The organism is Streptomyces sp. NPDC044571, from assembly GCF_040647115.1.
GTDB lineage: Bacteria > Actinomycetota > Actinomycetes > Streptomycetales > Streptomycetaceae > Streptomyces.
This window is the reverse complement of record NZ_JBEZBN010000023.1, coordinates 75,568-94,190: the sequence shown is the minus strand read 5'-3', so window position 1 is coordinate 94,190 and position 18,623 is coordinate 75,568. Positions and strand designations below refer to the sequence as shown.

Below are 18,623 nucleotides of genomic sequence, written 5' to 3'. Positions count from 1 at the left end.
TCAGAGCACCTTCTTGTCGAGCACGAGGGGCGCGGCCGGGGCATCGGCGGCAGGGCGGCGCAGCAGGGCGATGGCGCCCGAGACGGTGGTGGCGCGCAGGGTCCCGGTGCCGGAGCCCAGGGTGCCGGTGATCCGCTTGGTGCCCAGCTGGCCGGAGACCCGCAGGTCCTCGAAGGCGTTGGAGATCCCGCCGGTGGCGGTGTTGGCCTCCACCCGTGCGTCCGCCGGGTGCGGAAGCCGGATGGCGACCTGCCCGGACACGGAGCTGAGGGTCATGTCCACGGGGCGGGGGGCCGCCGGATCGGCATCGAGGTCGATGAGCATGTCCCCGCTGACCGAGTCGGCCCGTACGCTCACGCCCGAGCCGTCGACCACCGTCAGGCCGCCGGAGACCGAGTGGAACGCGAGCTCGCCGGTGACGGACTGGGCTTCGACGCTGCCGGAGACGGTGTGCGCCTTGACGCTGCCGGACAACCCGACCAGCGTGGCATCCCCGGAGACCCCGTTGAGCTCGGTGCCGCCCGCGATGCCGGAGACCACCGCGGCGGCACTGACGGTGGCGAGCTGCACGCGGGTGGCGGCGGGGACGGTGAGCGTGACGGTGACGCTGCGCTCCCACGCCTTGCGGCCGGAGCCCGAACCGGTCCAGGCCTTCCACGGCTTGCCCTCGAACCACTTCTTGAAGCCCTGCGACCCGTTCCAGGGCAGGTCCTCGTAGGAGACGGTGAGGGCGCCGGCTTCCTGCACCACGTAGAGGGGCGGCCCGTCGACCTCGGCCACCTCCAACCGGGCCGGGCCCTCGTCGGCGACGACGTTGACCGTGCCGGCGACGACCCGGACGCGGACTTCGGTCACCGGCTCGTCGAAGGTGAGCTTCTGCGGTGCGGCGACGGACCACGTCTTCTGCTCTGCCATGGGGCCCTCCTGGGCGTACGGACTCGCGCAACATATCGCGTCTCTCGAAGAACACGATATATCGCGGATGGTCGAAGTCAAGAGCCGCAGCGGTTGCGCGGAGGCTCGGAACTGCGTTGCAACGAGCCGTGATGATCACTACAGTCGGGCGGGTGACTGCCGGGTCGGCCTTGAGCCATGCACGAGTGGGATTCCCGGCCTCGGCGTGAGCACGGGGCGGGCCAGAGCCCCGCCGCCCTTCCGCGTCCTCTTTGCCCCGGCGCCCTTGCGCGGCGCCGTCCCAGCGCATCCGAGACACGGAGACACACACCACTCATGCACGACGCACAGCACCACCCGCAGCCGCCCGTCCGCCTGGACCACACCGCCGTCTACGCCAGTGACCGGCGGCTGTCGGCCGAGTTCCTGGCCGTGGTCCTGGGGTTGGAGGTGGGCGCGCCGTTCGGGCCGTTCCTGCCCGTCGACCTCGGCAACGGGGTGACCCTCGACTACTACGAGAAGCGCGACGAGCCCATCCAGTCGCAGCACTACGCCTTCCTCGTCGCCGAGGAGCGGTTCGACGGGGTGATCGCCCGCCTGGAAGCGGTCGGGGTCACCTACTACGCCGACCCCGGCCACACCGAGCCCGGCCGCATCAACAGGCTGTTCGGCGGCCGCGGCGCCTACTTCGCCGACCCGGACGGCCACAACCTGGAGGTCATGACCCGGCCCTACGCCCGCCCCTAGCCCTCCGCCCCGGGCGCGGTTACGCCGCCAGCAGCGGACTCGCATGGTGGTGCAGCCACGCCCGGTACGGCGGGGTGCGCAGGGCGGCCTCGCGGTAGGCCGCCCGCAGGTCCTCGTACACCTCGGCATGCGCGCCGGGCCGCGTCGCGAGCAGCAGCCGGACCGCCAGCGGGTCGCCCGAGAGCGGCCGGATCGCCATGCCCTCCCGCGGCCCCGAGGTCGGCTGGCAGGGGGCGACCGCCTCACCGGAGACGATCAGGGAGGCCGCGGTGTGGTAATCGGCGTGCAGCACCGGCGGATCCAGCCCGGCCCGGGCGAACACCCGCCGCAGCCCGTCCCATTCCCCGTCCACGGACGGGTCCACGGTCCACCGGTCGGCCGCGAGGTCCCCCAACTCCACCACGGGCCGCCGCGCCGCCGGATGGTCCAGGGCCATCGACACGAACTGCGGCTCCCGCTCCATCAGGACCCGCAGCTCCAGCCCGGCCGGCACCCGCAGCGGGCTGCCCTCGACCTCGTGCACGAACGCCACGTCGAGCTGTCCCGAAGCCACCATCCGCAGCAGGGCGTTCGGGGAGACGTCCACCACCAGTGAGGTCTCCGTGTCCGGATGCCGCCGGTGCAGTCTGCGCAGCCATCCGGGCAGAGCGCGGCTGGCCGTCGAGCCGATGCGCAGGCGCGGCCCGCGGGCCAGTGCCCTGGCCTCGGCGACGAGGGCGGTCATCTCGTCGAGCAGCGGCCGGGCCCGCCCGAGTACGGTGCGGCCGAACGGGGTGGGGCGACAGCCGGTGCGCTCGCGCAGGAACAGCTCGCCGTCCAAGGCGCGTTCGATCCGCTGGAGCTGGGTCGTCAGGGAGGGCTGGCTCACGCCGAGCTGCCGCGCCGCCTTGTGCAGGCTGCCGGCGTCGGCGATGGCGCACAGGGCGCGCAAGTGCCTGACCTCAAGCTCCATGCCCAGAGGGTAGGGCGGCCCCCGCCGACCGCACCAGCCACTGACACCCCATCGAATCACGCCAATTTCACGGAAGTTGCCGCCTGAAATCCTGCCGATAGTCCGGCGCTATCGGTGGCTGACATCATCCGCCGACCGCTCCTGCTCCCCCAGACTCCGGTACCGGAACGACCCACCCCCCACACCGGATGAGTAGGAGCCCCCCACATGCGCCCCTCCGGCATGCCCCGCACCTCCCGCAAGGCCATGCTCGCCACCGCCATCGGCCTCGGGCTCGCCGCCGCCCTCGGCGGTGTCGTGCCCACCGCGAGCGCCGCCGCCCCCACCGGCAGCCCCGCGACGTACGCCGCCTACGAGCGCTCCCAGGAGAACCAGGAAGCGAACCGCGCCTTCTTCGAGGCCGTGCAGCGCTCGGTCGCCGAGCAGCGCGCCGCGAACCCGGGGCTCCTGGCGGTGACCGTCACGTACAACACCCGCAACGCGCCCAGCTTCCGCAGCCAGATATCGCGCTCCACCCAGATATGGAACAGCTCGGTGTCCAACGTGAAGCTGCAGGAGGTCTCCTCCGGCGGGAACTTCGCGTACTACGAGGGCAGTGACTCGCGCGGTTCGTACGCGAGCACCGACGGGCACGGCCGCGGCTACATCTTCCTCGACTACCAGCAGAACCAGCAGTACAACTCCACCCGGGTGACCGCGCACGAGACCGGCCACGTGCTCGGCCTGCCCGATCACTACTCGGGCCCGTGCTCCGAGCTGATGTCGGGCGGCGGTCCGGGCACCTCCTGCCAGAACGCCTACCCGAACAGCACCGAGCGGGCGCGCGTGAACCAGCTGTGGGCGAACGGCCTCGCCGCCTCCGGCCTGGGCACGAAGAGCTAACCGGCCACCAGGGGAACGTACCGCGGGCAGTCCGGGTTCCGGCAGGGACCCGGCGCCCACTCCGGGACGAAGATCCCGAGCGATTTGCGCCGCCGGACGACGGTCTCGACGGGGCGCCCGCAGCCCGGGCACGTGTGTTCCACGTGCCCGGCCTGCGGGGCGACCGCCTCGTGCTCGTGCTCGTGCTGCTGCTCACCGGCCATACCTCCACGGTAGGCCGGTTTTCCGTCTCCGGCGGGTCAGCGCTTGACGGTGTACGAGGTGATGACCTGGCCTCCGCCGAGGGCCACGCAGCCGGTCAGTTCCAGCGGGCGCACGCCGAAGCCGGCCCGGGACATCGGCATGCCGGTGCCCACCACGACCGGGTACGTCTTGACGATGTACTCGTCGATCTCGTCGACCAGCTGGGCCGCGAGGTCCGCGCCGCCGCACAGCCAGATGTCGAGCCCGTCCTGTGCCTTGAGCTCGCGGACCCGGGCCGCGACGTCCCCGCTGATCAGCTGTACCTCGGGGTCGGGGGCCTCCGTGAGGGAGCGCGAGACGACGTACTGCTCGCGCATGTGCCCGTACGGGCTGGCCATGCCCGCCTTGAGGCCCGGCTCGTAGGTACCCCGCCCCATGAGCACCGTGTCGAACCGCTTCGGCGCGACGCCCTCGATCCCGAGCTGCTTGCGGCCCTGGCCGGAAACCGTCTCGGGATATTCGGCCTTCAGGTGGTCGATGAACTCGGGGTCGAGGAACGCGTAGATGAAGTCCGCGTCGCCGTTCGGGGCTCCGATGAACCCGTCGACCGTCGTGGCGATGAAGTACGTGAGCTTGCGCAAGCGATTCTCTTCCGTTCGACGGCGCCCCGGCTCCCGGGTCACGTCACATAAAGTACTTCACTTGTAGTGGTTAGGCAACGGTGGACGAGGGCCACCCGGCCGCCCGGCGACGAGTGCTCCCCCTACCCCCGCGGCTTGCGCCACATCGGCCACATCTGCGGGCCGTCCGGCAGTTGCACCGCCGTCCCCGTGAACTCCCAGCCGAGCCGCTCGTACAGCCCCCGGCTCCGCTCGCTGCTCGCCTCCAGGTACGCCGGCACGCCGTCCCGGTCGCAGCGCTCCAGCACCGGCCTGATCAGCTCGGTCCCCAGCCCCTGGCCCTGCCGGTCCGGGGCCACCGCGATCATCAGCAGGTACTCGTGCTCCTCGGCCGTCGGGTGCACGGCGCCCGTCAGCCGTCCGACCAGCTCGCACCGCTCGTTGCCGGGGTCGGCCACCGCCCGCATCCGGGCCGGGACCTCGTCCTCGCCTTCCGGCTCGCCGGCCGGGATCCGCAGCCAGAGGGCGGCCGCCGAGCCGTCGGCCGCGTAGTCGATCCGGCCCTCCTCCAGCGCCACGTCCACGAACACGCCCAGGAATGCGCCGTGCACGGCGGCCCGGTGCTCCGGGTCGGGGAAGACCCAGCTGCTCACGGGGTCGGTGCGGAAGGCCTCGTCGAGCAGCCGCGCCACCGCGTCGCGGTCCGATTGCTGCGCCTGACGTATCTCCAGTCCCACTGGCCACACCCTTCGCTCACGCGTCAACGACCGCGAGTGATCCTAGAGTTGGCCCGCACCAGCGGAAAGCCCTGTTCCGGCACCATGCGGTGCCGGAACAGGGCTTGCGTCCCGCGCTTCCCCTCCTCCTGCCGCCGCGCTCCCTCCCACGGCCTCACCTGGTGCGCCGTGTGACGTACTCCGCCAGCGCGAGCAGCCCGCCCGCCGCCGCGAGGTCCGGCACGGCCCGCGACAGCTGCTGCACCGCCCGGCCCATCCGGTCCGCGGCATGGGCCTGCGCCCAGTCGCGGCCGCCCGCCCGGTCCACCGCATCGGCAGCCTTGCGCACGTCGCCCCCGGTCATGGGACCCGCGTACAGGGCGGCCAGTTCCTCGCCCGCCGCGGTGCCGGAGGTGAGGGCGGCCACCACCGGCAGGGACTTCTTCCGGGCGAGCAGATCGACCCCGGCGGGCTTGCCGGTATGCCCGGGATCCCCCCAGATGCCGATCAGGTCGTCGATCAGCTGGAAGGCCAGACCCGCCTCGCGCCCGAAGGCGTCCATCGCGTCGGCCTCGTCCGGCCCGGCGCCCGCGTACAGGGCGCCGAGTGCGCACGCGCAGCCCAGCAGGGCGCCGGTCTTGGCCATGGCCATGCTCAGGCACTCGTCGAGCGAGACGTACGGCCGCTGCTCGAAGGCGCAGTCCGCCTGCTGTCCCGCGCACAGCTCGATGACGCAGGTGGCGAGCCGCGAGGAGGCCGCCGCCGAGGCGGGATGCGGATCCTGGGCCAGCAGCCGCAGCGCGAGCGCCATCATCGCGTCGCCGGTGATGACCGCGTCCGGTGTCCCGAAGACGGTCCAGGCCGTGGCGCGGCCCCGGCGCCGCACGTCCTGGTCGACGATGTCGTCGTGCAGCAGCGTGAAGTTGTGCGCCAGTTCCACGGCCACCGCCGCCCGCACCGCGCCCTCCGCGGGGGCCGTGTGCGGGCCTTGCAGGGCCTGGGCCGCGGCGAGCACCAGGGCGGGCCGGATGGCCTTGCCCGCGTGGCCGGCCGCCGGGGTGCCGTCCTCCTGCTCCCAGCCGAAGTGGTACATCGCCACGCGCCGCATCGCACCGGGCAGCCCCTCGACCGTCCGGCGCAATTCCGGGTTGACCGTTTCTCTTGCCCGCTCCAGCAGGGCCGCGGCTTCCTGCCCCTCACCGGTGGTGATCATTTCAGCGCCAGCGGGCGATCTCGACGTTCTCCAGGACGCCGAGGGCGTCCGGCACCAGCACCGCGGCGGAGAAGTAGGCGGTGACCAGGTACGAGATGATCGCCTGCTCGCTGATGCCCATGAAGCGCACCGACATGCTCGGCTCGATCTCGTCGGGGATGCCCGGCTGGTGGAGGCCGATGACGCCCGACTCCTCCTCGCCGGTGCGCATGCAGAGGATGGACGTCGTACGCGCGTCACTGATCGGGATCTTGTCGCACGGGAAGATCGGCACGCCCCGCCAGGACGCCAGCCGGTGTCCGCCGACGTCGACCGCCTCCGGATACAGCCCGCGCTTGTTGCACTCGCGGCCGAAGGCGGCGATGGCCTTGGGGTGGGCGAGGAAGAGCTTGGAACCGCGCCGCATGCTCAGCAGCTGATCCATGTCGTCGGGGCTGGGCACGCCGTCGTGGGGCTGGATGCGCTGGTCGTAGTCGGCGTTGTGGAGCAGGCCGAACTCGCGGTTGTTGACCATCTCGTGCTCTTGGCGCTCACGCAGCGCCTCGACCGTGAGCCGCAGCTGCTGCTCGGTCTGGTTCATCGGATGGTTGTACAGGTCGGCGACGCGGGTGTGCACGCGCAGGACCGTTTGTGCAAGGGAGAGTTCGTACTCGCGCGGCCTGGCCTCGTAGTCGACGAAGGTGCCGGGGAGGACTGCCTCGCCCTGATGGCCGGCGGAGAGGTCGATCGCGGCCTCGCCGTACGCGTTGGTGCGCTGGGCAGGCAGCGAGCGCGCGCCCTCCACGTGCGCGCGCAGCGAGTCGACGCGGTCGGCGAGCAGCCGGAAGTCCTGGCGGGTCAGGACGAGCGCGGTGCCGGAGGTGACGGAGCGGGCGGTGTACTCCCAGATCGCCTCCTCGTCGACGAGGGAGTCCTCGCCGAAGTAGGCGCCGTCGGCGACCGTCCGCAGGACGGCGTCCTCGCCGTACGGGCCGGGCCCGATCTGCTCGATCCGGCCGTGGGCGAGCAGGAACACGCGGTCGGAGGAGCTGCCGAAGGAGGTCAGCTCCTGGCCGGCCTCGAAGTCGACCTGACGGCAGCGCTGGGCGAGCTCGGTGAGCACGTCCAGGTCCTCGTACGTGCGCAGCAGGGGGAGCTCGCCGAGCTCGGCCGGGATGACCTGGACCTGCGTCCCGGTCTTGATGAACTCCACACGTCCGTCACCGACCGTGTAGCTCAGGCGCCGGTTCACCCGGTACGTGCCGCCCTGGACGGACACCCACGGGAGCGCCTTCAGGAGCCACCGCGAGGTGATCTCCTGCATCTGCGGCGCGGACTTGGTCGTGGTCGCCAAGTTCCGCGCGGCCGAGGTGCCAAGACTCCGCTGGGGGGCCTGGGCCTCGGTTTCGGAACCCGCCTGGACCGACATGTGTTTCCCCTTCGATCACTCCATGGATCTGCGGGAGCAGCTTTTCAGCACGGAGCGTGGTGGGACCATTACACAAAAGTGTGGGACTACCCCGCCCGCGGAGTGGGCACCCTTCCCGCCCGTAAGGGACCCCTCGCCGCTGCGGCAGGACGCTGCCCGGTTGTCCGGATTCGCTCGCTCACCGTACGAAGGCACTAGCCCGGAAGGGTGGCCTCCACTACACCGGTCTGTAACGAGGCGGCCACGTGACGTGACCGCCGTGCACCGGAGAGGAGGCGGCCGTGTCCGCACCCATGTCCGCGAGCCGGTTCATCAACGCCCTGCGCAACGAGGGTCTGACCGTCGTCGAGGTCGGCGCCTGGCGCACCCACAACCGCAACCACAAAGGCCCCTGGGGCCCGGTGCACGGGGTGATGGTCCACCACACCGTCACCCACGGCACGGCCTACACCGTGCAGCTCTGCCGCGACGGCGACGAGGCCCTGCCCGGCCCGCTCTGCCACGGCGTGATCACCAAGGACGGCCGGGTCCACCTGGTCGGCTACGGCCGCGCCAACCACGCGGGCGCGGGCGACTCCGACGTCCTGGCGGCGGTGATCGCGGAAAGGCGGCTCCCCCCGGACCACCACGCGAACACCGACGGCAACCGCCACTTCTACGGCTTCGAATGCGAGAACCTGGGCGACGGCGAGGACCCCTGGCCGGAGGTCCAGCTCGACGCCATGGCCCGCGCGGCGGCGGCCCTCTGCCGGGTCCACACCTGGACGGAACGCTCGGTGATCGGCCACCTCGAATGGCAGCCGGGCAAGATCGACCCGAAGGGCTTCACGATGGACTCCTTCCGCGCCCGCGTGGCGAACCGCCTCAAATGACCAGAAGTCGCGCCACCCGCCCGCGCCCCCTCCCGCGACAATGGACGAGTGAACCGCCCCGCGTACCTTGACGTGCTCCTGCAGCCCCGGCCGCCCTCCGCCCTGGAGGAGCTCCGCGACGAGCGGTTCGAGCGGCACGGGGTGTGCTTGGTGCTGAAGCGGGACGACCTCGTCCACCCGGAGCTGCCCGGCAACAAGTGGCGCAAGCTCGCGCCGAATCTGCGGGCTGCCGTCGCCGGGGGGTTTCCGGCGCTGGTGACCTTCGGCGGGGCGTACTCCAACCATCTGCGGGCCACCGCCGCGGCCGGGCGGCTGCTGGGGCTGGCCACCGTCGGCATCGTCCGCGGCGACGAGCTGGCCGGCCGGCCGCTCAACGACTCCCTCGGCCGGTGCGCGGCGGACGGGATGCGGCTGCACTTCGTCTCCCGTGCGGAGTACCGGCGCAAGTCCGACCCCGAGGTGCTGGCCCGGCTGCTGTCCGCGGCCGGCGCCGACGCCGCGTACCCGGTCCCGGAAGGCGGCAGCAACGCCCTCGCCCTGCACGGCTGTGCGGAGTTGGGGCGCGAGCTGCACGGCGCGGGCGAGGTGGTGGCGGTGGCCTGCGGTACGGGCGGCACCCTGGCAGGCCTGGCGGCCGGCCTCGCCCCCGGCCAGCGGGCCCTCGGCGTGCCGGTGCTGGCCGGGGGCTTCCTCGCGGAGGAGATACGTTCCCTCCAGCGGGCGGCCTTCGGCGGCCCGGCCGGGGAATGGAGCCTGGCGGAGGGCTTCCACCACGGCGGCTACGCCCGTGTCCCCGCCGAGCTGGAGGCCTTCGCCGCCGACTTCGAGGCGCGGCACGGCATCCCGGTCGAGCGGATCTACGTGGCCAAACTGCTCTGGGCCCTGGCCGCCCTCACCGCGTCCGGCGCCTTCCCCCGCGGCACCACCCTGACGGCCGTCATCACCGGCCGCCCCCAGGCCCGGGATCAGGCCCCTTCCTCGCGGTAGGCCGCCGCCTCCTCCAGGTCCAGGCGGCGGAGCAGGCCCCGCAGCATCTCGTCGTCGATCCGGCGCCGGTCGCGCAGGGACACGAACACCTCCCGCTCCGCCGCGATCATCTCGCGGGCGAGGCGCCGGTAGACGTCGTCGGCGGATTCGCCGGTGACCGGGTTGGTCTCGCCCAGCCGCTCCCACACCGCGTTGCGCCGCCGCTCCATCACCGTGCGGAGCCGCTCCGCCAGCGGCGGCGGCAGTGCGTTCTCCGGCTCGGCCAGCATCTCCGCGAGCCGCTCCTCCGCCGCCCGCGAGGCCTCGTTCTGCGCCTGGGCCTCCGCCAGGGTCTGCTGCTGCCGGTCCCGCTGGGGCAGCCGCAGCAGCCGGATCAGGGGCGGCAGCGTCAGCCCCTGCACCACGAGCGTGCCGATCACCGCCGTGAAGGTGAGGAAGAGGATCAGGTTCCGGTGCGGGACGCTCATCGGCACCGAGAAGGCGATCGCCAGCGAGACCACCCCGCGCATCCCGGCCCAGCCCACCACCACCGGCGCCTTCCAGGTGGTGTCCGGCTCCCGCTCCCGGATCCGCTGCGACACCCACCGCGGTACGAAGGTGGCCGGGAACACCCAGAGGAACCGCGCGACCACCACCGCCAGGAACACCGCGAGCGCGTACCAGGCCGCGTGCAGCCCCTCGTACTCCTCCAGCCCCCGCAGCACCACCGGCAGCTGGAGCCCGATCAGCGCGAAGACCACCGACTCCAGGATGAAGGCGACCATCTTCCACACCGCCTCCTCCTGGAGCCGGGTGGCGAAGTCGACCTGCCAGTTGCGGTGCCCGAGGTAGAGCGCCACCACGACCACCGCGAGCACGCCCGAGGCGTGCACCCGCTCGGCCGCCGCGTACGCCACGAAGGGGATCAGCAGCGACAGGGTGTTCTGCAGCAGCGGCTCCCGCAGCCGCTTGCGCAGGTGGTGGATCGGCACCATCAGCACCAGGCCCACCCCGATCCCGCCCACCGAGGCGAGCAGGAACTCCGCGATGCCGCCCGCCCAGCCCACGCCGGTGCCCACGGCCGCGGCCAGCGCCACCTTGTACGCGGTGATGGCGGTGGCGTCGTTGACCAGGGACTCGCCCTGCAGGATGGTCGTGATCCGGTTCGGCAGCCCGAGCCTGCGCGCGATCGCGGTCGCGGCCACCGCGTCGGGCGGCGCGATCACCGCGCCCAGCACCAGCGCCACGGGCAGCGACAGTCCGGGCACCACCAGGTACGCCGCACAGCCCACGGCGAGCGTCGCGAAGAGCACGTAACCCACCGACAGCAGCGCGACCGGCCGTACGTTGGCCCGCAGGTCCAGGTACGAGCTGTCGACGGCGGCCGTGTGGAGCAGCGGCGGGAGCAGCAGCGGCAGCACGATGTGCGGATCGAGGCCGTACGGGGGCAGCCCCGGGATGTACGAGGCGATCAGCCCGACCGCGACCAGCAGCAGCGGCGCCGGCACCGGCGTACGGCGAGCGGCCCCCGCGACGACCGCGCTGCCCGCCACCAGCGCCACCAGCGGCAATACCTCCATCGAAGATCCATTCTCCTCAGTATTGGTCGTCCTCGGGCGCCCGCACCTCAGTACGCTGGCCATCATGAGCGAGTGCACGCATGTTCCCGAACTGCCGCGCCCCGAGCCTGTCCCGGCTGCCCAGACCTGCCCGGAATGTCTGGTGCTCGGCAGTCACCCGGTCCAGCTGCGGATGTGCCTCGGGTGCGGGTACGTCGCCTGCTGCGACTCCTCCCCCCACCGGCACGCCACGGCGCACTACCAGGCCACCGGCCATCCGGTGATGCGCAGCTTCGAACCGGGCGAGACCTGGCGGTGGTGTTTTGTCGACGGTTCGATCGTCTGAGGCGGGGTAGTTCAACCCTCCGCCGGTTCCCCCGATTTGGACCCGCAGACCCCTAGCCACTGTGCGTACCCATGGGCATACCATCAGTCACTGGCCGTAGGCGAGGGTGTCCGCAGCGGGCGTCATGAGGGGTGCCGCGACACGATCGCCCGGATCGCGGTAGCGTCACCGGCGAACAGAGCTCGTACCACCTTGGAGGTGAGGGTGTCCCAGATCGCAGGCGAGCCCGGGACCCAGGACTTCGTGGAAGTCCGGCTGCCCGCTGCGGGTGCCTACCTGTCAGTGCTGCGCACGGCCACGGCCGGTCTCGCGGCACGGTTGGACTTCACCCTCGACGAGATCGAGGACCTCCGCATCGCGGTGGACGAAGCCTGCGCGATCCTGCTCCAGCAGGCCGTGCCCGGCTCCGTCCTCAGCTGCGTGTTCCGGTTGGTCGACGATTCGCTGGAGGTGACCGTCTCGGCGCCGACCACCGACGGGCGTGCGCCGGAGCGCGACACGTTCGCCTGGACCGTCCTGTCCGCACTGGCCGGGAAGGTCGAGTCGACGGTCGAGGAGGACCGTACGGTGAGCATCAGCCTCTACAAGCAGCGCGGCGCGGGTCCAGGCCCGGCGTGAGCGGCGGGGAGGTCCCGGTGCGGGGCGGGGATCGGCCCCGGGTACGGCACGAGGTCGACGGCGGCATCCCGGAGCAGCAGCACGCCCGGCCGCACCCGGCTGACGCGGATGCGGAAGACGGCTTTTTGGACTCGGCGGAGCGACGGGCGGGCCCTATGAGCGAGAACCAGCACGAAGAACCACTGGCGGCGCAGCCACCCGGGGCCGCTGCCGCAGCCCCGGAGCAGCACGCGGGGCCGGTGACGGACGCGCCGACGGACACGGATCCGGACACCGATCAGGCGCCGGTCCTCCCGGTGCCCGCTTCGGTGCTGCCGGATCCACGGGACCGCAGCGGGGCGCGGGCCCTGTTCGTCGAGCTGCGGGCGCTGCCCGACGGCTCGCCGGAGAAGGCCGAGCTGCGCAACCGGCTCGTGCGGATGCACCTGCCGCTGGTCGAGCACCTGGCCCGGCGGTTCCGCAACCGCGGCGAGCCGCTGGACGACCTGACGCAGGTAGCCACGATCGGCCTCATCAAGTCGGTGGACCGGTTCGACCCGGACCGCGGGGTCGAGTTCTCCACGTACGCGACCCCGACGGTGGTCGGCGAGATCAAGCGCCACTTCCGGGACAAGGGGTGGGCGGTACGCGTACCGCGGCGGCTGCAGGAGCTGCGGCTCTCGCTGACGACGGCCACGGCCGAGCTGTCCCAGCAGCACGGCCGCTCCCCCACGGTCCACGAGCTGGCCGAGCGGCTCGGGATCTCCGAGGAGGAGGTGCTGGAGGGGCTGGAATCGGCCAATGCCTACAGCACGCTCTCGCTGGACGTCCCGGACACGGACGACGAGTCGCCGGCGGTCGCGGACACCCTGGGCGCGGAGGACGAGGCGCTGGAAGGCGTCGAGTACCGCGAGTCGCTCAAGCCGCTGCTGGAGGGGCTGCCGCCGCGGGAGAAGCGGATCCTGCTGCTGCGCTTCTTCGGCAACATGACCCAGTCGCAGATCGCGCAGGAGGTCGGCATCTCCCAGATGCACGTCTCGCGCCTGCTGGCTCGCACCCTGGCGCAGCTCCGCGAGAAGCTGCTGGTCGAGGAGTAGGACAGGTGCGTACGGGGCTACCGGTACGCACCTGGAGGGGTCATCGGGTCTGCTCGCCGGGCCCGATGCCCAGGGCCTCGGTGGCCGTCGGGTTCACCAGCAGCGCCACCACCGCCACGGCGGACAGGGCCAGCGCGACGGCGGCGGCGATCATCGCCCCGCCGGTGGTGTACAGGGTCCACGCCACCGGCAGCGCCATCAGCTGGGTGATCAGCGCGGGGCCCCGGCTCCAGCGGCGGGCCAGGCGCAGCCCGCGGGCCGCGAGCAGGGGCAGCGCGGCGAGCACGAGCACCGTGATCCCGCCGGTCTCGGCCTGCTGCGGGGAGTCGGGGTCGCCGGCGATGCCCACGAACAACAGGTAGGCGCCGAGGCCGGCCAGCGCGAGGCCCTCCAGGGCGGTGAGCGCGGCGGCGGCGGTCAGTCGGCGGGGCAGCGGGGCGCTCGTCCGGGCCGGGGCGGGGGTGGGCTTGGTACTCACCCCAGCAGGGTAGCCGCGTGCCCCCGGGTCCGGACGGGACGGGCAGTATGGGCGGCCCATGGACGGGTCGGTAGGCTGACGTGCATGCGTGCACTTCTCGTGGCCAACCCAGCAGCGACGACCACGAGTGCGCGCACGCGTGATGTGCTCACCCACGCCCTGGCCAGCGAGATGAAGCTGGAGGCGGTGACCACCGAGTACCGGGGACACGCCCGGGACCTGGCGCGCAAGGCCGCGGAGAACGGCATCGACCTCGTCGTGGCGCTGGGCGGCGACGGCACGGTCAACGAGGTGGTCAACGGACTGCTGCACAGCGGGCCCGATCCGGAGCGGCTGCCCGGGCTGGCGGTGGTCCCCGGCGGTTCCACCAATGTCTTCGCCCGCGCGCTCGGCCTGCCCAATGACGCGGTCGAGGCGACCGGCGCCCTGCTGGACGCACTGCGCGAGCGGCGCGAGCGCTCGGTGGGGCTCGGCCTTGCGGCCGGCACCCCGGGCACGGAGGACGAGTCGGTCCCCGCGCGCTGGTTCACCTTCTGCGCGGGCTTCGGTTTCGACGCGGGTGTGGTGGGGCGGGTCGAGCAGCAGCGCGAGCGCGGCAAGCGTTCGACGCACGCCCTGTATGTACGGCAGCTGATGCGCCAGTTCTGGGATGAGCCGAACCGGCGGCACGGAACGATCACGCTGGAGCGCCCCGGCGCGGATCCCGTCGCCGATCTGGTGCTGTCGATAGTCTGCAACACCTCGCCCTGGACGTATCTGGGCAATCGTCCGCTGTACGCCTCGCCGGAGGCCTCGTTCGATACTGCACTTGACGTATTGGCGCTGGACCGTTTGTCAACTCCGGCCGTCGCGCGGTACGCGACACAGCTCCTGACCTCGACTCCTGAGCGCGGTCCCCAGGGCAAGCACGCGGTGTCTCTGCACGATCTGACCGACTTCACCTTGCATTCGAAGGTTCCCCTCCCCTTCCAGATGGACGGCGACCATCTCGGCCTGCGGACCAGCGTTCGGTTCACAGGCGTACGCCGTGCACTGCGTGTGATTGTGTGAGTGGAAGGGCCCAAAGTCCTTTCACTCGAACGTTTACACGCCGGTCCACCCTCACGATGTAGGGCTGTGACCTAGTAGACACCGACGAATCAAAAAAAACTTTCCGGAAGGGGTTGTATCCCCGTCCGAGGTTTGCGAATCTCTTCATGGCGATCGGGACGGCCCGCAGAACCCGGCACCCCAACAGACCGCCAGAACCCCACCACGAATCTTCGACTGACCTTCCAGGTGACTGGATGGTCGCCCTTCCCTCACGGGGGGATTCGTGAAAGCGTTCACATTCACAAGCAACCTGCCCGCAATACAAGGAGATGGAGCAGCCATGGACTGGCGTCACAACGCCGTTTGTCGTGAGGAAGACCCGGAACTCTTCTTCCCCATCGGCAACACCGGTCCTGCGCTGCTGCAGATCGAGGAAGCCAAGGCCGTCTGCCGCCGTTGCCCCGTCATGGAGCAGTGCCTGCAGTGGGCGCTTGAGTCCGGTCAGGACTCCGGCGTCTGGGGCGGTCTCAGCGAGGACGAGCGCCGCGCCATGAAGCGCCGCGCCGCTCGCAACCGGGCGCGCAACGCCAGCGCCTGACCTTCGACTTTCGAGCCTCGACGCAGCGCGTAGTAACACCGTACAAGCGCTCAGCAACGTGCTCTTGAGCCCCGGACCGGGAACCCTTCGGTCCGGGGCTCAGTGCTGTGCGGGGCGCCGAGGGGACTCCTTCGCTCACGCTGAGTGACGGTCGGCCGTCCGCCTCCCGCGCGACCGCGGCCGTGCTACTTCTGCGGGCTGGCCGGGACGTCCAGGACCACCCTGGTGCCGCGCGGCTCGGCCCGGACCATGTCGAAGGTGCCGCCGAGCTCGCCCTCCACCAGGGTGCGTACGATCTGCAGCCCGAGATTGCCGGCGCGCTGGGGGTCGAATCCCTCCGGCAGGCCCGAGCCGTCGTCGAGCACCGTGATCAGCAGCCGGGCGTCGGCGCGGCCGGTGCCGGTGCGCGTCGCGGACACCTCCACGGTGCCGCCCTCCCCCTGGGTGAAGGCGTGCTCCAGGGCGTTCTGCAGGATCTCGGTCAGCACCATCGACAGCGGTGTGGCGACCTCTGCGTCGAGGATCCCGAAGCGGCCGGTGCGCCGGCAGTCCACCTTGCCCGGGGAGATCTCCGAGACCATCGCGATGACCCGGTCGGCGATCTCGTCGAACTCCACCCGCTCGTCCAGGTTCTGAGACAGCGTCTCATGGACGATGGCGATCGAACCGACCCGGCGGACGGCCTCGTTGAGGGCCTCGCGGCCGCCCTCGGAGTCCATCCGGCGGGCCTGGAGGCGCAGCAGGGCGGCCACGGTCTGCAGGTTGTTCTTCACCCGGTGGTGGATCTCCCGGATGGTCGCGTCCTTGGTGATCAATTCCCTTTCGCGGCGGCGCAGTTCGGTGACGTCACGGCACAGGACCAGGGAGCCGATCCGGATCCCCTTGGGCTTGAGCGGGATCGCGCGCAGCTGGATGACCCCGCCGTTGCCCTCGATCTCCGTCTCGCGCGGGGCCCAGCCACTGGCGAGTTTGACGAGCGCCTCGTCCACCGGGCCTCGGGAAGGGGCCAGTTCGGCGGTGGTGGTGCCCAGGTGCTGGCCGACCAGGTCCGAGGCGAGCCCCAGGCGGTGGTAGGCGGAGAGCGCGTTCGGGGACGCGTACGTGACCACGCCGTCGGCGTCGAGGCGGATCAGGCCGTCCCCGACCCGCGGGGAGGCGTCCATGTCGACCTGCTGCCCGGGGAACGGGAAGGAGCCGGCGGCGATCATCTGGGCGAGGTCGGAGGCGGACTGGAGGTACGTCAGCTCCAGCCGGCTCGGGGTGCGCACCGTGAGCAGGTTGGTGTTGCGGGCGATCACGCCCAGGACCCGGCCCTCGCGGCGCACGGGGATGGACTCGACCCGTACGGGCACCTCCTCGCGCCACTCCGGGTCGCCCTCGCGCACGATCCGGCCCTCGTCGAGGGCGGCGTCGAGCAGCGGGCGCCGGCCGCGGGGCACCAGGTGGCCGACCATGTCGTCCTGGTAGGAGGTCGGACCCGTGTTCGGGCGCATCTGCGCGACCGAGACGTACCGGGTGCCGTCCAGGGTGGGGACCCACAGCACGAGGTCGGCGAAGGACAGGTCGGAGAGCAGCTGCCACTCCGAAACCAGCAGGTGCAGCCACTCCAGGTCGGTTTCACCGAGAGCGGTGTGCTGGCGTACGAGGTCGTTCATGGAGGGCACGTGGCGAGCGTACCCCGGGTAGGGGCCATGACATTCCACACGCCGCCCTACTCAGGAGTATCCAGGAGGGGTCCGGGACGCGTACTGTTGGAGGAAGTGACGGGTGTGCAGACCCCGTCATTGGATGGACAGAACAGATTGGTCTAGTCCACAATTGCCATAATCTTCCGCCCTCCCCGCACAGGAGGACGGATAGAGGTAGCCGCGCGCTCTGCCCTGACCGCGCAGGCACCTCCCCCGGCCGCGGGAACCGCACACCCGCCGGCCGTAAGTACTCCGGGCTACGGTGCCGGACGGGTTGAGGGTCCCGTCCTGGCACCGTGGCCCAGAGGAACCGGCGACCGTACCGAGGCCAGGCGGCCCGTACGGAGATCGCCCCCGCGACTCCGGTACGGCGTCCGCTACTGCGGCCAGGCCCGTACGGCCGGCTCCGCCACCGCCTCCAGCTCCGCCCGCCCCGCGCCGTCGCTCGCCTGCTGGGACATCCCGATGAGGACGGCCGGCGCATGGCGGGCCGGCGCCCCCACGTCCGTGCCGACGGGCAGCACGCCGGCTGCGACGTCCGCCCGGATCCACGCCCTCAACGCGAAGGCGCCGTTCTTCGTGATCCGGCACGGGCTGGGGCGGCTGCGCGACGGGGGCAGGATCGTGAACGTGACCGGCACCCCCGGGATCGCCCTGCCCGCCATCCCGGCCACGATCGCGGCGAAGGGCGCGGTGAACGCCCTGACCCGGTTCCTGGCGGCCGACCTGGCGCCGCGCGGGATCACGGTGAACTCCGTCGGTCCCGGCATCACCGACACCGAGCTCACCTGGACGCCACCGGCGGCCTGCAGCTCGCGCTGCTCTGAGCGGAGCCGCGGAGCCCGGGCCGGGAGGCCGCGGACGGGGATCCGGACCACCATGGGAAAGGGGGTCGGGAGCCCCCTGAGCCCCTGCCCGCGGTGCCCGGGCTCTGCTAGATTGGTCTATACCACACCACCGCACTCCAGATCGGCAGGCCCCGCGTGGAAGTTGTCATCGTCCCGGACGCCAAGGCAGGCGGCGAGCTCATCGCGGAGGCCATGGCCGCCCTGGTACGCCGCAAGCCGGACGCCCTGCTCGGCGTGGCGACCGGCTCGACCCCGCTGCCCGTCTACGAAGCGCTCGCCGCCAAGGTCAGGGCCGGTGAGGTCGACGCCTCCCGGGCCCGGATCTGCCAGCTCGACGAGTACGTCGGCCTGCCGGCCGGACACCCCGAGTCCTACCGCGCGGTCGTGCTGCGCGAGGTCGTCGAGCCGCTCGGCCTCTCCGAGGCCTCCTTCATGGGCCCGGACGGCTCGGCCGAGGACATCGTCGCCGCGTGCGAGGCGTACGACCGGGCCCTGGCCGAGGCGGGCGGGGTCGACCTCCAGCTGCTGGGCATCGGCACCGACGGGCACATCGGCTTCAACGAGCCGTGCTCCTCGCTGGCCTCCCGCACCCGCATCAAGACGCTGACGCAGCAGACCCGCGTCGACAACGCGCGGTTCTTCGACGACGACCTGGACCAGGTGCCGCACCACGTCATCACCCAGGGCATCGGGACCATACTCGACGCCCGCCACCTGGTGCTCCTGGCCACGGGCGAGGGCAAGGCCGAGGCCGTCGCGCAGAGCGTCGAGGGCCCGTTGTCCGCCCTCGTCCCGGCCTCCGCGCTCCAACTGCACCCGCACGCGACCGTCGTCGTGGACGAGGCCGCCGCCTCGAAGCTGAAGCTGGCCGACTACTTCCGCCACACCTACGCCGACAAGCCCGCCTGGCAGGGCCTGTAGCCGTAC

20 protein-coding genes and 2 pseudogenes are annotated in these 18,623 nt (G+C 71.7%); 11 read left to right on the top strand and 11 right to left on the bottom strand.

Going from position 1 to position 18,623, the window contains the following annotated elements; genetic code table 11:
* Nucleotides 1-915, bottom strand: a complete 915-nt coding sequence (locus tag AB0B01_RS15075; protein ID WP_361717860.1) for a DUF4097 family beta strand repeat-containing protein — start codon at nt 913-915, stop codon at nt 1-3.
* Between the two features lie 315 nt (nt 916-1,230).
* On the opposite strand from AB0B01_RS15075, the gene AB0B01_RS15070 reads away from it, so the two are divergent.
* The gene (locus AB0B01_RS15070) at nt 1,231-1,641 is read left to right on the top strand and encodes a VOC family protein (RefSeq protein ID WP_361717857.1); all 411 of its coding nucleotides are present in this window, start codon (nt 1,231-1,233) and stop codon (nt 1,639-1,641) included.
* 19 nt (nt 1,642-1,660) lie between these two features.
* Here AB0B01_RS15070 and AB0B01_RS15065 read toward each other — a convergent pair whose 3' ends face one another.
* The gene (locus AB0B01_RS15065) at nt 1,661-2,593 is read right to left on the bottom strand and encodes a LysR family transcriptional regulator (protein WP_361717854.1); all 933 of its coding nucleotides are present in this window, start codon (nt 2,591-2,593) and stop codon (nt 1,661-1,663) included.
* A 246-nt stretch (nt 2,594-2,839) separates the two neighbouring features.
* Between AB0B01_RS15065 and snpA the strand changes: the two genes are divergently transcribed.
* Nucleotides 2,840-3,475 carry a snapalysin gene (gene snpA / locus AB0B01_RS15060; RefSeq protein WP_361717903.1) on the top strand — a complete coding sequence of 212 codons (636 nt, stop codon included), beginning with the start codon at nt 2,840-2,842 and terminating at the stop codon, nt 3,473-3,475.
* Here the strand turns inward: snpA and AB0B01_RS15055 are convergent.
* The 5 genes from AB0B01_RS15055 to AB0B01_RS15035 form a co-directional block, all read right to left on the bottom strand.
* Nucleotides 3,472-3,678: a hypothetical protein gene (locus AB0B01_RS15055; protein ID WP_361717851.1), complete on the bottom strand. Its 207-nt coding sequence runs from the start codon at nt 3,676-3,678 to the stop codon at nt 3,472-3,474. The two genes, snpA and AB0B01_RS15055, sit on opposite strands and share 4 nt — an antisense overlap.
* A 36-nt stretch (nt 3,679-3,714) precedes the next feature.
* Nucleotides 3,715-4,299: a dihydrofolate reductase family protein gene (locus tag AB0B01_RS15050; RefSeq protein ID WP_361717848.1), complete on the bottom strand. Its 585-nt coding sequence runs from the start codon at nt 4,297-4,299 to the stop codon at nt 3,715-3,717.
* Nucleotides 4,300-4,421: 122 nt separating this feature from the next.
* Nucleotides 4,422-5,015, bottom strand: coding sequence for a GNAT family N-acetyltransferase (locus AB0B01_RS15045; protein WP_361717845.1), 594 nt, complete (start codon nt 5,013-5,015; stop codon nt 4,422-4,424).
* A gap of 154 nt (nt 5,016-5,169) precedes the next feature.
* Nucleotides 5,170-6,207 (bottom strand): family 2 encapsulin nanocompartment cargo protein polyprenyl transferase, encoded by a 1,038-nt coding sequence (locus AB0B01_RS15040; protein ID WP_361717842.1) that lies wholly within the window; start codon nt 6,205-6,207, stop codon nt 5,170-5,172.
* Between the two features lies 1 nt (nt 6,208).
* On the bottom strand, nt 6,209-7,615 hold the full coding sequence (locus tag AB0B01_RS15035; protein ID WP_361717839.1) for a family 2B encapsulin nanocompartment shell protein: 1,407 nt from the start codon (nt 7,613-7,615) through the stop codon (nt 6,209-6,211).
* Between the two features lie 281 nt (nt 7,616-7,896).
* On the opposite strand from AB0B01_RS15035, the gene AB0B01_RS15030 reads away from it, so the two are divergent.
* Both AB0B01_RS15030 and AB0B01_RS15025 read left to right on the top strand, forming a co-directional pair.
* Nucleotides 7,897-8,487, top strand: a complete 591-nt coding sequence (locus AB0B01_RS15030; RefSeq protein WP_361717837.1) for an N-acetylmuramoyl-L-alanine amidase — start codon at nt 7,897-7,899, stop codon at nt 8,485-8,487.
* Between the two features lie 48 nt (nt 8,488-8,535).
* Nucleotides 8,536-9,474, top strand: a complete 939-nt coding sequence (locus tag AB0B01_RS15025) for a pyridoxal-phosphate dependent enzyme (protein WP_361717834.1) — start codon at nt 8,536-8,538, stop codon at nt 9,472-9,474.
* Here AB0B01_RS15025 and AB0B01_RS15020 read toward each other — a convergent pair.
* Entirely contained in the window at nt 9,453-11,033 is a 1,581-nt protein-coding gene (locus AB0B01_RS15020; RefSeq protein WP_361717831.1) for a Na+/H+ antiporter, read from the bottom strand. The two genes, AB0B01_RS15025 and AB0B01_RS15020, sit on opposite strands and share 22 nt — an antisense overlap.
* Before the next feature lie 64 nt (nt 11,034-11,097).
* Here AB0B01_RS15020 and AB0B01_RS15015 point away from each other — a divergent pair, with 64 nt between their 5' ends.
* From AB0B01_RS15015 to AB0B01_RS15005, 3 genes are all read left to right on the top strand, one after another.
* Nucleotides 11,098-11,358 (top strand): UBP-type zinc finger domain-containing protein, encoded by a 261-nt coding sequence (locus tag AB0B01_RS15015; protein ID WP_361717828.1) that lies wholly within the window; start codon nt 11,098-11,100, stop codon nt 11,356-11,358.
* A 204-nt stretch (nt 11,359-11,562) separates the two neighbouring features.
* Nucleotides 11,563-11,976, top strand: a complete 414-nt coding sequence (locus AB0B01_RS15010; RefSeq protein ID WP_030153599.1) for an anti-sigma regulatory factor — start codon at nt 11,563-11,565, stop codon at nt 11,974-11,976.
* The gene (locus AB0B01_RS15005) at nt 11,973-13,052 is read left to right on the top strand and encodes an RNA polymerase sigma factor SigF (RefSeq protein ID WP_361717825.1); all 1,080 of its coding nucleotides are present in this window, start codon (nt 11,973-11,975) and stop codon (nt 13,050-13,052) included. The genes AB0B01_RS15010 and AB0B01_RS15005 overlap by 4 nt, the downstream gene beginning before the upstream one ends.
* A gap of 40 nt (nt 13,053-13,092) precedes the next feature.
* Here the strand turns inward: AB0B01_RS15005 and AB0B01_RS15000 are convergent, their stop codons facing one another.
* Nucleotides 13,093-13,530 (bottom strand): hypothetical protein, encoded by a 438-nt coding sequence (locus tag AB0B01_RS15000; RefSeq protein ID WP_361717822.1) that lies wholly within the window; start codon nt 13,528-13,530, stop codon nt 13,093-13,095.
* Nucleotides 13,531-13,614: 84 nt separating this feature from the next.
* Here AB0B01_RS15000 and AB0B01_RS14995 point away from each other — a divergent pair, with 84 nt between their 5' ends.
* Complete coding sequence (locus AB0B01_RS14995) at nt 13,615-14,580, top strand: diacylglycerol kinase family protein (protein WP_361717819.1); 966 nt, start codon at nt 13,615-13,617, stop codon at nt 14,578-14,580.
* A 322-nt stretch (nt 14,581-14,902) separates the two neighbouring features.
* Nucleotides 14,903-15,160, top strand: coding sequence for a WhiB family transcriptional regulator (locus AB0B01_RS14990; protein WP_003953983.1), 258 nt, complete (start codon nt 14,903-14,905; stop codon nt 15,158-15,160).
* A 185-nt stretch (nt 15,161-15,345) separates the two neighbouring features.
* On the opposite strand, the gene AB0B01_RS14985 is transcribed toward AB0B01_RS14990, so the two are convergent.
* The gene (locus AB0B01_RS14985; RefSeq protein ID WP_361717900.1) at nt 15,346-16,815 is read right to left on the bottom strand and encodes a PAS domain-containing sensor histidine kinase; all 1,470 of its coding nucleotides are present in this window, start codon (nt 16,813-16,815) and stop codon (nt 15,346-15,348) included.
* A gap of 410 nt (nt 16,816-17,225) precedes the next feature.
* Nucleotides 17,226-17,402: pseudogene (locus AB0B01_RS14980) on the bottom strand (TetR/AcrR family transcriptional regulator); the annotation flags it as partial.
* Between AB0B01_RS14980 and AB0B01_RS14975 the strand changes: the two are divergent.
* Both AB0B01_RS14975 and nagB read left to right on the top strand, forming a co-directional pair.
* Nucleotides 17,356-17,580 (top strand): annotated as a pseudogene (locus AB0B01_RS14975) (SDR family oxidoreductase); the annotation flags it as partial. The pseudogenes AB0B01_RS14980 and AB0B01_RS14975 overlap by 47 nt on opposite strands.
* 251 nt (nt 17,581-17,831) lie before the next feature.
* Nucleotides 17,832-18,617: a glucosamine-6-phosphate deaminase gene (nagB, locus tag AB0B01_RS14970; protein WP_361717816.1), complete on the top strand. Its 786-nt coding sequence runs from the start codon at nt 17,832-17,834 to the stop codon at nt 18,615-18,617.
* Nucleotides 18,618-18,623 lie beyond the last annotated feature (6 nt).